Raw genomic sequence first — 15,866 nt, 5'->3', positions numbered from 1 at the left:
GTCCATGTTGATGTCGGCGCAGGCGCGCATCTCGATGCCGCGAAACAGCGGCGCCAGCGAGAAATACGCCTTCGAGATGTTGCCGCAGCCGATGACGCCAATACCCAGTTTCTTTGCCATGGTGGTTGTTCCTAGTAGCTCTTGACGGTTGCGATCGAGCGGCGGGCGAAGCGCTCGATGTCGTTGGGATTGTCCTGTTCCATGACAAAGTATTTCGCCGCGCTCTTGGCCCGCAACACCTTGATCAGGTCCGCCCAGTCGATCGTGCCGTGGCCGACATCCGACCAGCCATCCTCATCCAGCCCCTCACCCGGCTTCGCCATGTCCTTGACATGCACGGCGACGATGCGCTTGCCGTGCTTTTCGATCCAGGGCAGCGGGTCGGCGCCGCCGCGCACCACCCAGGCAACGTCCATTTCCCAGCCAATGTCGGGGGCGGAGGACAGGATATGATCCTGCGGCAGCGAGCCGTCGGCGAGCGCCTTGAACTCGAAATCATGGTTGTGCCAGGCAAAACCATAGCCGGCCTTCGAGGCCACCTCGCCGACCTTGGCCAGGCGCTCGCCGAAGCCGCGCCAGCCGGCGGTATCGGATGGCCTGTCCTCCGCCATCAGATAGGGGCAGATCAAGAGCTTGACGCCGAGCGTTTCGGCGATCCGGCGCACGCCGTCGAAATCCTTCTCCAGCGCATCGATGGAAAAATGCCCGGTCGGCATGGCAAGGCCGTTCTTGTCGAGTTCGGCGCGGAAGGCCTTGGGATCGTCATAGACGCCGCCGAAGCCTTCGACCTCGGCGTAACCGAGCTTGCCGAGCATTTCGAGCACATCGGTCCAAGGCAAGAAATTGCGGGCGCTATAAAGTTGGAATGACCAGTTCATCGTCTCTGTCCGTTCTGCTTGGGGATTGTCTTTGGGAGGATGGTCTTCTTGGGAGCTACATGCGGTTGCCGGATGGGGTATCGAACAGCGAGGCGCGAGCGGGATCAAAGCCGATCCGGATCGGATCGCCGTTGCGCAGCGTCTTTTCCGCCTCGACCCGGAAGGAGAAATTGCGCCCGCCGAGTTTCGTCCACACCAGCGTATCGGAGCCCATCGGCTCGACGATTTCCACGGCGGCATCGGTGGCAAAGGGCATGGAGTTCGCGGCCTCGCCAAAGGCAACGTGCTCCGGCCGGATCCCGAACACGCAAGGCCCGCTCTTGGTGCCGGCGCCGTCGAAGCCGTAGCGATCGAGCGGTATGGTCAAATCCCCGGTCTTGAACACCGCCGTCGTGCCAGCCTCCAGCTGCCCCTCGACGAAATTCATCGCCGGCGAGCCGAGGAACCCTGCAACGAACCGGTTGACCGGACGGTTGTAGATGGTCTGCGGCGCGTCGAGCTGCTGGATGACACCGCCCTTCATCACCGCGATGCGATCGGCCAGCGTCATCGCCTCGATCTGGTCGTGGGTGACGTAGATCATCGTGTTCTGCAGCTTGCGGTGCAGAAGCTTGATCTCGACGCGCAACTCCGAACGCAGCTTGGCATCGAGATTGGACAGCGGTTCGTCGAACAGGAAGACATCGACATCGCGCACCAGCGCCCGCCCGATCGCCACGCGCTGGCGCTGGCCGCCCGAGAGTGCCGCCGGCTTGCGCTGCAAAAGCGGCTCGATCTGCAGGATCTCGGCGGCACGCGCGATGCGCTTGGCGATTTCGTCCTTGGCGATGCCGGCGACACGCAGCCCGAAGGACAGGTTCTTCTCCACCGTCATCTGCGGATAGAGCGCATAGGACTGGAAAACCATGCCGATGCCGCGGTCCTTGGGCTCTTCCCAGGTGACGTTCTTGCCCTTGATGAAGATGCGGCCTTCCGAAATGTCGAGCAGGCCGGCAATGCAGTTGAGCAAGGTCGACTTGCCGCAGCCGGAAGGTCCGAGCAGCACGATGAACTCGCCTTCGGCGACATCGAGGTTGAGCGTCTGCAGCACCGAGACCGCGCCGAAGTTCAGCGACAAGTCCTGGATCGAAACGCTGGTGCCGTTCGCCGCCATCGCCATCACCCTTTCACCGCGCCGGCGGCAATGCCGCGCACGAACAATTTGCCGGAAATGAAATAGACGACCAGCGGCACCAGGCCGGTCAGGATGGTGGCGGCCATGTTGACGTTGTATTCCTTCACGCCCTGCACCGAGTTGACGATGTTGTTGAGCTGCACCGTCATCGGATAGGTGTCGGGACGGGTGTAGACGACGCCGAACAGGAAGTCGTTCCAGATGCCGGTTACCTGCAGGATGATGGCGACGACGAAGATCGGCAGCGACATCGGCAGCATGATGCGCAGGTAGATGCCCCAGAAGCCGGCGCCGTCGACGCGCGCCGCCCGGAACAGCTCCTCCGGCATCGAGGTGAAATAATTGCGGAACAGAAGCGTCAGGATCGGCATGCCGAAAATGGAATGCACGATCACCAGGCCTGTAAGGCTGCCATAGAGGCCGATCTCGCGCAGGATGATGACGATCGGATAGATCATCACCTGATAGGGAATGAAGGCGCCGACGATCAGGATGACGAAGAATGTGTCGGCGCCCTTGAAGCGCCAGTTGGCCAGCGCGTAGCCGTTCACCGAGGCGATGGCGATCGACAGGATCACCGAGGGAACGGTGATGCGCACCGAGTTCCAGAAACCGCGCGAAAGCCCGTCGCAATTGAGGCCGGTGCAGGCCTGCGACCACGCCTTGACCCAGGGCTCGAAGGTGATCTCGAGCGGCGGCGAGAAGATGTTGCCGAGGCGGATTTCCGGCATGCCCTTGAGCGAGGTGACGACCATCACATAGAGCGGCAGGAGGTAGTAGAGCGCCACGACGATGAGCGTACCGTAGAGGAAAATGTTGCGGCGCGAGAACACGTGTCGCGGCTTCGGTCCGCTCGGTCCGGAGACGCCGGCTTGCGGGTTTGACGACGTGGCGGACAAGGAGACGGCATGGTCAGACACGCTTGCGGCCTCCGAATTCGAGATAGGCCCACGGCACGATGACGATCATCACCGACAGCAGCATCATGGTCGAGGCGGCAAAGCCCTGGCCGAGATTCTGGGCGAAGAACATGTAGTCGTAGACATATTTTGCCGGCACTTCGGAGGCGATGCCGGGACCGCCGCTGGTCTGCGCAACGACGAGGTCGTAGACCTTGACGATGCCGGACGCGATGATCACCAGCGTGGTGATGAAAACCGGCCGCATCATCGGGATGATGATGAAGAGATAGGTCTTCCACATGGGTATCCCGTCCACCCGTGCGGCCTTCCAGATATCCTCGTCGATGCCGCGCAGGCCCGCCAGCATCAGGCACATGATCAGTCCCGTGCCTTGCCAAAGCGCGGCGATCGATATGCCGTAGATGACGATGCTGGAATTGTAGAGCGGATTGAAGTCGAAGCTGGTCCAGCCCAGGCTTCGCACCACTCCCTGGACGCCGAAATCCGGATTGAGCAGCCACTGCCAGACAAGGCCGGTGACGATGAAAGACAGTGCGAAGGGGTAGAGGAAGATGGTGCGGAACGTGTCCTCGAAACGGATCTTCTGGTCGAGCAGGGCTGCCAGCAGAAACCCGATCACCAGCGAGAACACCAGTGAGATCACGCCGTAGATCAAGAGATTCTCGATCGAGATCAGCCAGCGCGGCGTCGCCCACAGCCGGTAATACTGGTCGAGCCCGACGAAATTCAGCCGCGGCAGGAGCTTCGAATTGGTGAAGGAATAAAGCACCGTCCACGCCGTGCCGCCGACGAACACCACCCCGGCGGTGAGCACCATCGGGATCGAGGCGATTTTCGCGTTGAGATTGCGGAAAAGCCGGTTGGGGCGTTCGCTGTTGCTCATCTCGGCAGCCTCGCTGGGACAATAAGAGCCTCACGCTCCCGACCCTCGATGGACAAGGGCCGGGAGCTGGCGGGGGCGCCTGAGATCAATCGGCGGAAGCGATGATGTCGGCGAAGCGCTTCTGCGCCTCTTCGAGGGTCATGTCGGGCTTGGCGAATAACTCCGAGAACAGGTCCTCCTTCTGCTTCTGGCTGTCCTGCGAGAGCAGTTGGTCCGTCCACGGGATGACCGCGCCCTTGGCCAGGATGGCGAGGCCCTTCTTCATGCAGTCATTGGCCGCGGCGAGGTCGACGTCGCCGCGCACCGGCAGCGAACCCTTCTTGAGGTTGAAGGCGACCTGGGTCTTGGGATCGAGCAGGGTTTCGGCCAGTACTTCCTGCGCCTTGGCCTTGTCGGCATCCTTGAGCAGCGGGAAATAGAAGGCGTCGCCGCCCGTGGCGATGACCTCGTTCAGGCCAAGGCCGGGAAGACAGGTATAGTCCTTGCCGGCGGTCTTGCCGGCGACCTGGAACTCGCCTTGCGCCCAGTCGCCCATGATCTGGCCGCCGGCCTTGCCGGTGATGACCATGTTGGTGGCCTGGTTCCAGTCCTGCACATTGGTGTTCTTGGCCATCTTGCGCGCATCGTCGGCCGCCTTGAAGACCTTGGCGACTTCGGGACCGGCTGCGAACTTGGCGTCCTTGTCCTTGTAGACCTTGAGGAAGGTGTCGGTTCCGCCGACCGCGGCAAGCAGCACGTCGAAGGCGCCCGATGCCTGCCAGGCCTGCCCACCGACCGCGAGCGGCACGATGCCTGCCTTCTCCAGCGCCGGGGCCGCGGCCACATATTCATTCCAGTTCTTCGGCACCGGCACGCCGGCCTTCTCGAAGGCCGCGTTCGACAGCCACAGCCATTGCCAGGAATGGATGTTGACCGGCACGCAATAGATCTTGCCGCCGATCGTGCAACTGTCGAGCAGGCTCTTGGGCCGCACCACTTCCGTCCATTTGCCCTTGGTGGCGACATCGGTGAGGTCGCGCATCAGGCCGGCCTGCACCAGTTCTTCCGCCTGCCGGCCATGATTGAATTGGGTGGCTCCCATCGGATCGCCGCCCGTGATGCGGCTGATCATGATCGGCCGCGCCGTACCGCCGGACCCGGCGATGGCACCGTCGACCCAGTGATTGCCTGTGGCGTCGAATGCCTTGGCGAGTTCGGCGACCGCCGCCGCCTCGCCACCGGAGGTCCACCAATGGGTGACTTCCAGATCGGTCGCGGCCGCCGGCCCGGCAACGTTGAGCGCAACTGTCGCGGCAAAGGCAGCGGTCAGGAATTTGTATCGCATTTCGGCTTCCTCCCAGAAATCTGAAACGTTACAGATTTTCGATACGGCAATTGCGCCGATGGTGCAACCCCGGTCGTGCCGGTGACCTTACATTTTTTCGAAGCGCGAATAAATTCCTGGAGCTCACGGGCGTGCTGCACCGCAACACGTAGCGATTGCAGTGCAAAACGGTCAATTTGCCTGTAAAACTCGGCAAAGTCGCCGCCAGGACAGCCTTCACCTTGGATTCCCGGAGGAATCTGCCCGCCAGACATCCGTGACCATATTGGCGCACGACAAGCCGAGATTGGCAATCTGTAACGTTTCAGTATATTGCAACCACACAAGGCCTGAAATCACGCCGGATTGCGGATTGCGGCGATTGCCGACCCGGCCTGCGGCTGCTATGCGCCTGACGGGCGGGAAGAATGGACAAACAGCGGACGAAAAAAACCGAAGAGGCGTCGGCGCAAAAGCGGCCGACGCTGAAGACGCTTGCCTTCATGACCGGGCTCGGCGTCACCACCGTATCGCGCGCCCTGAAGGATGCCCCGGAGATCGGCGCCGAGACCAGGCGCCGCGTCCAGCTCGTCGCCAAGCAGATCGGCTACCGGCCCAACCGCGCCGGCGTGCGCCTCAGGACCGGCAAGACCAATGTCATCAGCCTCGTGCTCAACACCGAGCAGGAGATCATGAGCTTCGTCTCCGACATCATCTATGGCGTCACCGAAGTCATCGCCGACACGCCCTACCACCTGATCGTCACACCCTATTCGCGCTCGCAGGATCCGCTGGATCCGGTGCGCTATCTCGTGGAGACCGGTTCGGCCGACGGTGTCATCATCTCGCGCACGCAGCCGAACGATCCCCGCGCCCGCTACATGCTGGAGCGCGGCATTCCCTTTGCCACGCATGGCCGCACCGATATGGGGCTGGTTCATCCCTACCATGATTTCGACAACTACGCCTTCGCTGCCGAGGCCGTGCGCCATCTCGCCGGCATGGGCCGCCGCCGGCTCGCTTTGGTGACGCCGCCGGCCGGTTTGAGCTACTACCGCCATACGGTCGACGGCTTTGCCGACGCGCTGAGCGAAGTCGGCGCCAGCGAGGTGCCGTTCAACACCATCTCGATCGACCATTCGATCGAACAGATCAGGATGAGGACCGCGCAGCTGATGCGGCGCGATATCAGACCGGACGGCATTATCAGCAGCGCCGCCGCCGCGACGCTCGCCATCGTCGCCGGTATAGAGGATGCCGGCTTCAAGCTCGGCCGCGACGTCGACGTGGTGTCGAAGCAGTCGTCGGATCTGCTGCATCTGTTCCGGCATGAATTGCTGGTCGTCAACGAAGATTTCCGGCTGGCCGGCTCCGAGCTTGCGCGCTCGGTGCTCGGCTGGATCGGCGGCACCGCGCCCGGCTCGCTGCAGAGCCTGAGCGAGCCGAAGGGCGTTGTGGCCTATCGGCGCTCAGGCGACTAACGCGCCGCGCCGCTGCCCCAAGGGCCGTGGAACGCACCCTGCTCGCCGATGCGCTCGAAACCATGCGCACCGAAGAAGTCGCGCTGCGCCTGGATCAGGTTCGAGGTGCCGCGGCCCTGGCGATAGCTGTCGAAATAGGCAAGCGCCGAAGACAGCGCCGGCACCGGCGTCCCGGCTTCGGAAGCCCTCGCCACGATGCGCCGCAGCGACGGATGCGCCTCCTGCATCAAGCTGATGAAAGCCGGCGCCATCAGCAGGTTGGTCGAAGCGCCGCCACTGCTGAAGGCCTCGGCCATTGTGTCGAGCATTTGCGAGCGGATGATGCAGCCGGCGCGCCAGATCTTGGCGATGGTCGGCATCGGCAGGTTCCAGTTGAACTCCTTCGAGGCGCCGGCCATCACGGCAAAGCCCTGCGCGTAAGCAGCAATCTTGCCGGCGAACAGCGCCAGTTCGAGGTCTTTCAGCAGCGTATCCTTGTCGCCAGAAATTTTCGTCACGCCGATATTGCCATAGGCCTTTTCGGCTGCCTGCCGTTCGTCCTTGATCGACGACAGCACGCGCGCCGCCACCGCCGCCTCGATCGCGGTCGCCGGAATGCCGAGCTGCTGCGCCTCGATGACGGACCATTTGCCGGTGCCCTTCTGGCCGGCGCGATCGAGGATGATGTCGACCACCGGCTTGCCGGTCTTCGGATCGTCGGCGGCGAGCACCTTGGCGGTGATCTCGATCAGGTAGGAATTGAGCCGGCCCTTGTTCCAGTTGGAAAATACCGTGCCGATCTCCTTCGGCCCCATGCCCAGGCCATCGCGCAGGATACCGTAGATCTCGGCAATCATCTGCATGTCGGCATATTCAATGCCGTTGTGGATGGTCTTGACGAAATGCCCGGCGCCGTCCGTACCGAGCCAGGCGGCACACGGCTCGTCCTTGAACTTGGCGGAGATGGCGGTCAGCACCTTCTCGACACGCTTCCAGGAGTCTTCGGTGCCGCCGACCATGATCGACGGCCCATGGCGCGCGCCTTCCTCGCCGCCCGAGACGCCCATGCCGATAAAGGTCAAACCCGAGCCGGAGAGCTCGGAGAAGCGCCGCATCGTGTCGCGGAAATTGGCATTGCCGGCATCGATGACGATGTCGTTGGCCGACAGCACGCCGCGCAGCGCTTCGATCTGCTCGTCCACCGGCTTGCCGGCCAGCACCATGATGATGATCGGGCGGGGTGGCCGGATCGCCGCGGCAAGCTCTTCCAGGCTGTAACAGGGGACGACCATGTCCCTGAGCGCACCGGCATTCTCGACGAAGGCGTCCGTGCGTGCTTTGGTGCGGTTGAAGACGGCGATGCGGTGTCCGTGTTCGGCGATGTTCAGCGCCAGGTTGGAGCCCATCGTGCCAAGGCCGATCAGGCCGATTTCGGCTTTTTCCATCGTTTCTTCCCTGCTTTCGGATCGCTTTGTTGAGGCCGTGTTTTGCGGGCGATGATTGACGAGCGTTTCGGGCCGCGTCAACCGCCTCGCCGAATTGTGTTACAGCCGTACGCAGACGTTTCCCGTTCGACAATGGTATCACATCCGTGAGTTACGGCCTGATGTCGATCGGCGCCTCGATCTTCACCACGTCGAAGTCCGAGACCAATATGTCTATGCGCACCGTCCAGCGGCCGGGAACCGGGATGACGAGGTTGCCGACACGCCAGCTGCCGTCGCCTGGCTTGGTTGCCGCGCGCTTCAGCGGCTCGATGCCGGAGTCGCGCTTCGACAGCACCAGCGTCACTTCCTTGGCATCGAGCGGTCCGAAATCCCCGGTCATGATGATCATCGAGACGGAAACCGGCCCGGCATGGCCAGGCGTGATGCTGAGATCGGCCATCGCCTGCAGCGCGTGGATGTGGACCGAAACCGGTTGCGCCGCCGCGATCGCCAACGCCCGTGGCGGCGGTGTGAAGCGCCAGCCCGCGGCGACACCGAAGATCGCCAACACGATCAGCACTTCGACGCCGACCGAGCGGGTGAGCCTGCGTTGCACCTCGGTCGCGCCCGCCTCGGCCGAAGCGGTGAGCTTCCAGCGATTGACGGCGGCCAGCGTGAACAGGAAGACCAGCAGCGCGAGCTTGACCAGCAGCAGCCGGCCATAGGCAGTGTCGACCAGCGCCGAGGGCGTCCGCACCTGGATCACGGCCAACACGATGCCCGCCGCGGCAAGCAAGGCGACCACGGGCAGGATGGCCCATGAGAAGCGACGCAGGAATTCGACGGCGCCGGCCGCTTGACGCTTCAGCGCGAGACCGAGCGGCACCAGAGCGCCCGCCCAGAACGCGATACCGGCGCCATGCACGAAAACCAGCGGCCGTGTCAGCCATTGCGGCTCGGCCGCACTTGCGTGGCCGCTTGCGGCAAGTGCCGCGCCCACACCCGCCAGCCCGGCAAGGGCAAGCGGCCTGGCCGCCGCGCGCGGTGCGGCCAGCGACAGCAGGCCAAGCCCCAGCGCGATGAGGGCGATCAGCACCGTCCAGCCGAAGCTGGTGCCGAGACCGGTGCGCCAGACGACCGGCTGCGCCAGATGGGAGAGCGGCGCGCCGAGCGCATCGAGGCCTTGCAAGCCCAGCGACAGCGGCGCCGCCACCAGTCCGCACAGGATCGTCCCGGCAACAAAGCGCTGACCGGCACGGCCATCCCCGGCCAGCCAGGCAAGGGCGAAAGCGCCGCCAATGCCGAAGAAAAGACCTGCATAGAGAAGGACCTTGCCGATCCAGATCGCCGACCGCAGCGGCCAGCCGATCGCTTCGGAGACGGCCGGCGGCTCGCTTGGCGCACCTATGGAAAACAAGAGCGAGCCGCCGACCGGATGGCCGTCGGCGGAAATGACACGCCAGCTCAGCACATGCGTGCCCGATTTGAGCGCCCGCGGATTGTCGATCTCGACCGTCTGCTCGCTGAGGCGGAAGGATGTCAGCGCAACCGGCGTGCCGTCGGGCCTCACCAGCGTCAGCACCAGCGGCGAGACCGGCTCGCTGAAGGTCAGCGAGAACCGCGCCGGCGCCTGTGCCAGCACGGCGCCGTCGGCCGGGTCGGTCTTGATCAGCGCCGCATGGGCAAGGGCCTGGCTTGTCGAGGCCATGACGATGAACGCGATGACCATCGCGAAAAGCCCACAGGGCCAGCCGAATCGCTTGCTGGTCGTTGCGGGCCTTTGAAGTGGGGATCTCTCGTTCATGCTGTCGCCATGGAATTGGCGGCGCACCTTGCCGACAGGCGCGCCGCCAGAAAATCATTTCTTCGGCGTGAGCTTGATGCCGGGCGCCGGGTTCTCAAGCGCGTCCTCATCCTGTCCGGCCGCCGGAACCTCTATCCAGCGGGCGGCGGCATCGCCGCATTCCTGCACCACCGGGAAGTAGAGTTTCTGGCCGGCGGGCAAATCCGCCGTCAGCGTCGCCCGGAAGACGAACTCGTCGTAGAATTCATCCGGCAGATTGCCGCCGCTCCAGTCGATTTCCTTCACCCCGTCGGCCACCGCCTGGCCGTAGAGCTGGTACGACTTCTCGTACTTGCCCTTCTTGGTCTGCAGCGTCCAGCCAGGCTTGGGCATCGGCTTGACCGCGATCACCCCTTCCGGAATCTGCACGCGTACGGCGGTCGTCGCCTTGCCGTCGCAACCATGCGGCCGCGCAGCACTGCCTTGTAGGTCGAGCCGACCGCCGCCTCCTGGGTCTCGAGCGTGATGTGCGGGAAGGCGGCATTTGTCCCCAGCACGAGAAACGCGCCGGCCGCCAAAAGATATCTGATCATGATGGTCCCTCTAGAATCCTGATCGGTACGACGGTCGGTTCAATCATTGTCTTCTTGAGGCGCCGCGCTGCCCATGGCTTGCACGGCGAATTTGATCGTCACCGTCCCGGCCTTTTCGAAGGTCAGCGTGGCGGCGAACATCTCGCCTTGCTTGGGTGGCTGCTTCAAATCCATGAACATCACATGATAGCTGCCGGGACCCAAAACGACCTTGCCGCCGGCCGGAATTTCGAGACCACCGGTGACCGGCCGCATAGTCATCACGCCGTCCTTGACGCCCATCTCGTGCAGTTCGGCCTTTTCCGAGATGTCGGAGGTAATCGACAGCAACCGGTCCGGCGTGCTGCCATTGTTGGTGATGGTGAAATAGCCGCCGGCCACCTTGGCGCCGGTCGGCGTGGCACGCGACCACGGATGCCCGATCTCGAGATCACCGAGTTTGAATTCATGCGCCAGGACAGTCTGGACGCCGCCGAGCATGATCACGAAAGCCAGGGCGGCAACGCCGAAACGTTCCTGGACGCGAGACAGAATGCGGCTGAACAAAGTGCCCGCCGCTATACGGAAAGAATGGGACATGGTTGCTCCATGACGTGATGATCGCGCCGTCGCCGGTCGCGAATGGTTTTGATCTTGGATGAGTACGCTCGCGAAAGGTACCGCAAGCAAGCAGGCTCAACCCGCCAGCGGCGGCGCGCGCGGGTTCGACGGGGAGCGTTCGCGGGCGAAGTCGAGATGCGTGGCCGCCGGGAAGACAAAGGCGACGGTCTCGAAGGAAAAGGACGCAAGTGCAAGCCCGGCATCGGGCGGCGGCGCATAGGCCGGCGAAAACATGCTGCAGCCAAGTGTGCAGCAGGCCGGCAGGTGGGACGGATGCTGGTCGCCGCCGGGAAGCTGGGAGGCGCCGTCGTGGGTACAGATGACGTTGCCGAAGGCGTCGAGCTGCGCGGCACTCGACACGGTGCTGAAGGCGAACGCACCAAGTGTCGACTGGAGCAACAGCAAATAGGCCGCGACAAGCGCGACCGGAATGCTCCACCGTCTCCCCGGGCCGATCAAGCCATCTGCCTCTTCAAACAATCGATGACGATACCTAGCACGGCCGAGACAGGTCGAAAATCGCCAATTCGCTGCTGCGGCAACGCGGCAGGATCAGCTCTTTTGGGGTTGCCGGCTTTCCGGGATCGAGGTCAGCAATGTCTGGCGTGCCGACTTCAGATGCTTGCGGCAGGCTGCATCGACCTTGCCGAGGTCGCGCGACTTGAGTGCCTCGATATAGAATAGATGCTCGCCGATCGCGACTTCGTTGCGCTCGCGTTCCTGCGCCTTGTTCCACTGGTAATGGTAATGGAAGATCATGGCGATGACGTCGTAGAAATCAACGATGAAGCGGTTGTGCGATGCGCGATGGATGAGCCGGTGGAAGCGCTCGTCCAGCTCCGAGAACTCATTGAAGCGCGTTGCAATCTCGCGCGCCAGAGCGCGGTGTTCCTCCTCCAGCCGGTCGAGATCCCCCCAGACCGGACTATCCCGCGGCAGCGCGGTGAACGCGGCGGCCGAGCGCAATTCGAATATCTCGCGGATCTCGGTCAGTTCCAGCGCGAAGGCGCGTGTAAAACCTTTCAGCACCCAATGGCTGTTGCGGCGTTTCTCGATCAGGCCGAAACGGGAGAAGCGGATCAGGAACTCGCGCACGCTGGTGGTGCCGACACCGATCTCACGCGCCAGTTCGAGCTCGTTGATCTGCATGCCGGCCTCGGCGCCGCCGGCAAGCAGCCTCCGCATGAACGACCGCTCGATGATCTCGGCCAGTGTGTCGGTCTCTTCCTCGGGGAAGAAATCGTCGGGATGCGGGTCGCGCAGCACCGTCTTGGCGCGCTTGTTCCAGGCGATCAGCCCGGTTTCCTCCATACGCGCCAGGATGCTGCGCACGGTCGTGCGGCTGACGCCGAGCAGCGCGCCCAGCTCGGGTTCCGACGGCAGGCTGCGCGTCTCGTCGAGCAGCCTGAGGCACCGGTTGTAGGCATCCTTGTAGACGTTGTTGCTCTTCGACATCCCTGACCCATTCATCCCCGCGCTTGCGGCGGCCGGCTTGAAGCGCAATATGATCTTCCCAGGACCCTGAAAGCAGGAATCGCTTTCACTGGGCCAGGCTCATTGTTTCCAGCGCCACCAAGGGCCGACCCGAGCGAAAAAACAATTGACGCAAAACTGTTTTTTCACGATAAAAGACATTATCTCTTAACAGGCGCGTGTCAATCCGCGCATCCCAGGATCACCCAGGAAACGCCCGTGAACGCCTCGAACACCATTCTTCTATCTCCCGCCGACAATGTCGCCGTTGCCAATGGCCGTATCGAGATCGGCACCGCGCTGCCGGGCGGCGCGCTCGCTGCCGCCGTCATCGAGCCTGGCCACAAGGTGGCGATCAAGCCGATCGCCGCGGGTGAAGCCGTGGTCAAATACGCCCAGGCGATCGGCCGCGCCACACAGGACATCGCGCCGGGCGAGCACGTCCATTCGCACAATCTGGTTTTCGAGGCCGGCCGGCTGCCGGTGGTGCCGCCGAGCGAAGCCGAGCACGCAACCGAAGCTGACCGCGCCCGCACTTTCATGGGCTATCGCCGAGCCGATGGCCGCGCCGGCACGCGCAACTTCATCGGCATCATCGCCAGCGTCAATTGTTCGGCCACCGTCTGCCATTCGATCGCCGACACGGCCAACAGGACCTTGCTGCCGAAATATCCCGGCATCGATGGCTTCGTGCCGATCGTCCATGGCCAGGGTTGTGGCATGAGCGGTACCGGCGACGGCATGATGGTGCTGCACCGGACCTTGGCCGGCTATGCCCGCCATCCGAATTTCGGCGGCGTGCTGATGGTCGGCCTCGGCTGCGAGGTCAACCAGCTCACCCTCTACGGCCAGAAGGGTGCCGCCGCCGGCAAGCGCCACTTCAACATCCAGGATGCCGGCGGGTCGCGCAAATCGGGGGAAAAGGCGATGGGCGTGCTGGCCGAGATATCAGAGGAAGTCGGCCAGTTGAAGCGCGAGCCGATTCCGGTCAGCGAGATCGTCGTCGGCCTGCAATGCGGCGGCTCCGACGGCATGTCTGGCATCACGGCCAATCCGGCGCTGGGCGCGGCGGTCGACATTCTCGCTGGCGTCGGCGGCATCGGCATCCTCTCCGAGACGACGGAGATTTATGGCGCCGAGCATCTGCTCGCCTATCGTGCGGCGACGCCCGAGGTCGCCAAGAAGCTCGATGGCTATGTGAAATGGTGGGAAGATCACGTCGCCAAGCATGGCGCCTCGATCGACAACAACCCCTCGCCCGGCAACAAGCGCGGCGGCCTCACCACCATCCTGGAAAAGTCGCTCGGTGCCGTCGCCAAGGGCGGCCAGACGCCGCTCAACGGCGTGTTCGGCTACGCCGAGAAGGTCACCGGCAACGGGCTGGTGTTCATGGACACGCCCGGGTACGACCCGGTCTCGGCCACGGGACAGGTCGCGGGCGGCGCCAATGTCATCGTCTTTACCACCGGCCGCGGCTCCTGCTTCGGCTGCCGGCCGACACCCTCGATCAAGGTCGCCACCAACTCGACCATGTATCACCAGATGGAAGAGGACATGGACGTCAATTGCGGCGTCATCGCCTCCGGCGAAAAGACCATCGCCGGCATGGGCCGCGAGATCTTCGAACTCATCGTCGAGACGGCTTCGGGCCGCAAGACCAAGAGCGAGGATTTCGGCTATGGCGACAACGAGTTCGTGCCCTGGCATCTCGGCGCGACACTCTGAAATTCAAGCAATATCTGATAAACTTGCCGGGCTGGACAACGGCCGGGAACGGGGAGGTTGTGCATGGAAAGACGCCGCATCGGCCAGACAGCGCTGGAGGTCACAGAGATCAGCTTTGGCGGCGCCGCGATCGGCGGCCTCTACCGCGCCTGTTCGCGCGAGGCGGCGATGGAAACGCTGCAAGGCGCCTGGGAGGCGGGCTTGCGCTATTTCGACACCGCGCCCTTCTACGGCTTCGGCCTGTCGGAGCGTCGCTTCGGCGACTTCCTGCGCTACAAGCCACGCGATTCCTACGTGCTTTCGACCAAGGTCGGCCGCCTGTTCCGCCCGGTGCCGGAAGACCAGGTTCCCGACCACTCCTATGTCGATCCGCTGCCCTTCGCGCTGGATTACGACTATTCCTATGACGGCATCATGCGGTCGGTAGACTTCAGCTATGCGCGCCTCGGGCTAAACAGGATAGACATCCTGTATGTGCACGACATCGGCGTCTACACGCATGGTGTGGAGAAGACCAAGCTGCATTTCCGCCAGCTGATGGATGGCGGGCTCAAGGCGCTTGAGGAGTTGAAGCGGGCCGGTACGATTTCCGCCTATGGGCTCGGCGTCAACGAAGTCCCAATCTGCCTTGACGTGATGCGCCGGGCGCCGCTCGACTGCATCCTGCTCGCCAGCCGTTATTCCTTGCTCGACCGCAGCGCGGAAGCCGAACTGCTGCCGCTGTGCCGTGCGCAACAGACGTCGCTGGTGATCGGTGGCGTTTTCAACTCGGGCATATTGGCGACCGGGCCGGTGCAAGGCGCCCATTTCGACTACCAGCCCGCCAGCCACGATGTGCTCGACCGTGTCGACGCCATGGAGAAGATCGCCGGTGAAGGCGGTTATCCGCTGCCGGCGGCCGCGTTTCAGTTTCCCTTGCACGAGCCAGCCGTCGCCACCGTGCTGACCGGCACGGCAAAATTGGCGAACCTGACGCGCAACCTCGAACTGCTCGATATCGACGTGCCGGAGACGGAATATGCCAAGTATCGTCCCTACACGGTGGTGCAGGAACTGGCTTGAGGCCCCGTACTTCGCGATGTCCATAGGGTCAGGGGCCGACTTCACAATGTCGCGATCCAGAAAAGAACGAACATTCCATATTGACTGGCATATGGAATTAATATTCCATACGTTCTCGGAACGGAAACGGGAGCGCCTGACTACGACAAGGGAAGGAGCCGCGCTGGTAGGCGAGGCATTGTCAGGCCTTTGGAGGACTGACTGGAAACACCGCTTGCATCGGCTGGATCGATGCACTATCAAAACAGTGCAACTGTTTTTTATTGATAAAGTTCCGTTTGGGCCACGCCTATCCGAACGGAGCTAAACCTTCACCAGGCGACTTAGGGAGGAACCTAATGAAATTCGTGACCAGCCTTCTCAACCGCCGCGCTTTCGTGGCCCTGGCAGCAGCGTCGATGCTTGCCGGCGCGATGCATTCCGCGCCCGCCTCGGCGGCCGACGTGACCATTCCGATCATCGTCAAGGATACGACCTCTTTCTACTGGCAGATCGTTCTGGCCGGCGCCCGCAAGGCCGGCAAGGATCTCGGCGTCAATGTGCCGGAGCTCGGCGCCCAGGCTGAAACCGACGTCAACGGCC

At 63.2% G+C, this 15,866-nt stretch carries 13 protein-coding genes and 3 pseudogenes; 4 read left to right on the top strand and 12 right to left on the bottom strand.

Translation table 11 applies throughout. The features are described 5' to 3' along the window. The 6 genes and pseudogenes from EOA36_RS38160 to EOA36_RS09275 all read right to left on the bottom strand — a co-directional run. Positions 1–120 (bottom strand): annotated as a pseudogene (locus EOA36_RS38160) (gfo/Idh/MocA family oxidoreductase); the annotation flags it as partial. Positions 121–131: 11 nt separating this feature from the next. Then, entirely contained in the window at positions 132–878 is a 747-nt protein-coding gene (locus EOA36_RS09295; protein ID WP_127277060.1) for a sugar phosphate isomerase/epimerase, read from the bottom strand. A 55-nt stretch (positions 879–933) separates the two neighbouring features. Further along, entirely contained in the window at positions 934–2,031 is a 1,098-nt protein-coding gene (locus EOA36_RS09290; protein WP_127277064.1) for an ABC transporter ATP-binding protein, read from the bottom strand. 5 nt (positions 2,032–2,036) lie between these two features. Beyond that, positions 2,037–2,972, bottom strand: a complete 936-nt coding sequence (locus EOA36_RS09285) for a carbohydrate ABC transporter permease (RefSeq protein WP_127277058.1) — start codon at positions 2,970–2,972, stop codon at positions 2,037–2,039. Further along, the gene (locus EOA36_RS09280) at positions 2,965–3,858 is read right to left on the bottom strand and encodes a sugar ABC transporter permease (RefSeq protein ID WP_127277056.1); all 894 of its coding nucleotides are present in this window, start codon (positions 3,856–3,858) and stop codon (positions 2,965–2,967) included. Before EOA36_RS09280 ends, EOA36_RS09285 begins: the two co-directional genes overlap by 8 nt. 85 nt (positions 3,859–3,943) lie before the next feature. Further along, positions 3,944–5,182 carry an ABC transporter substrate-binding protein gene (locus EOA36_RS09275; RefSeq protein ID WP_127277054.1) on the bottom strand — a complete coding sequence of 413 codons (1,239 nt, stop codon included), beginning with the start codon at positions 5,180–5,182 and terminating at the stop codon, positions 3,944–3,946. Positions 5,183–5,589: 407 nt separating this feature from the next. Here EOA36_RS09275 and EOA36_RS09270 point away from each other — a divergent pair, with 407 nt between their 5' ends. Beyond that, complete coding sequence (locus EOA36_RS09270; RefSeq protein WP_127277052.1) at positions 5,590–6,642, top strand: LacI family transcriptional regulator; 1,053 nt, start codon at positions 5,590–5,592, stop codon at positions 6,640–6,642. On the opposite strand, the gene gndA is transcribed toward EOA36_RS09270, so the two are convergent. The 6 genes and pseudogenes from gndA to EOA36_RS09240 form a co-directional block, all read right to left on the bottom strand. Further along, complete coding sequence (gene gndA / locus EOA36_RS09265; protein WP_127277050.1) at positions 6,639–8,066, bottom strand: NADP-dependent phosphogluconate dehydrogenase; 1,428 nt, start codon at positions 8,064–8,066, stop codon at positions 6,639–6,641. The two genes, EOA36_RS09270 and gndA, sit on opposite strands and share 4 nt — an antisense overlap. A gap of 151 nt (positions 8,067–8,217) precedes the next feature. Next, complete coding sequence (locus EOA36_RS09260; protein ID WP_127277048.1) at positions 8,218–9,777, bottom strand: copper resistance CopC/CopD family protein; 1,560 nt, start codon at positions 9,775–9,777, stop codon at positions 8,218–8,220. A 129-nt stretch (positions 9,778–9,906) separates the two neighbouring features. After that, positions 9,907–10,424 (bottom strand): annotated as a pseudogene (locus EOA36_RS09255) (YcnI family protein). Positions 10,425–10,463: 39 nt separating this feature from the next. Then, a complete protein-coding gene (locus EOA36_RS09250) occupies positions 10,464–11,003 on the bottom strand; it encodes a copper chaperone PCu(A)C (protein WP_127277046.1) in 540 nt (179 codons plus the stop codon). A 96-nt stretch (positions 11,004–11,099) separates the two neighbouring features. Then, positions 11,100–11,456, bottom strand: a complete 357-nt coding sequence (locus tag EOA36_RS09245) for a DUF2946 family protein (RefSeq protein WP_127277062.1) — start codon at positions 11,454–11,456, stop codon at positions 11,100–11,102. 120 nt (positions 11,457–11,576) lie between these two features. Continuing rightward, entirely contained in the window at positions 11,577–12,479 is a 903-nt protein-coding gene (locus tag EOA36_RS09240; protein WP_127277044.1) for a GntR family transcriptional regulator, read from the bottom strand. A gap of 237 nt (positions 12,480–12,716) precedes the next feature. Here EOA36_RS09240 and EOA36_RS09235 point away from each other — a divergent pair, with 237 nt between their 5' ends. The 3 genes and pseudogenes from EOA36_RS09235 to EOA36_RS09225 all read left to right on the top strand — a co-directional run. Continuing rightward, the gene (locus EOA36_RS09235) at positions 12,717–14,222 is read left to right on the top strand and encodes an altronate dehydratase family protein (protein ID WP_127277042.1); all 1,506 of its coding nucleotides are present in this window, start codon (positions 12,717–12,719) and stop codon (positions 14,220–14,222) included. A gap of 63 nt (positions 14,223–14,285) precedes the next feature. Further along, the gene (locus tag EOA36_RS09230; RefSeq protein WP_127277040.1) at positions 14,286–15,284 is read left to right on the top strand and encodes an aldo/keto reductase; all 999 of its coding nucleotides are present in this window, start codon (positions 14,286–14,288) and stop codon (positions 15,282–15,284) included. Positions 15,285–15,622: 338 nt separating this feature from the next. Further along, a pseudogene (locus EOA36_RS09225) lies at positions 15,623–15,866 on the top strand (ABC transporter substrate-binding protein); the annotation flags it as partial.

The sequence above is a fragment of the Mesorhizobium sp. M8A.F.Ca.ET.021.01.1.1 genome (assembly GCF_003998025.1).
Lineage (GTDB): Bacteria > Pseudomonadota > Alphaproteobacteria > Rhizobiales > Rhizobiaceae > Mesorhizobium.
The sequence above is the reverse complement of the archived record's forward strand: the minus strand, read 5'-3'. Positions and strand labels throughout refer to the sequence as shown.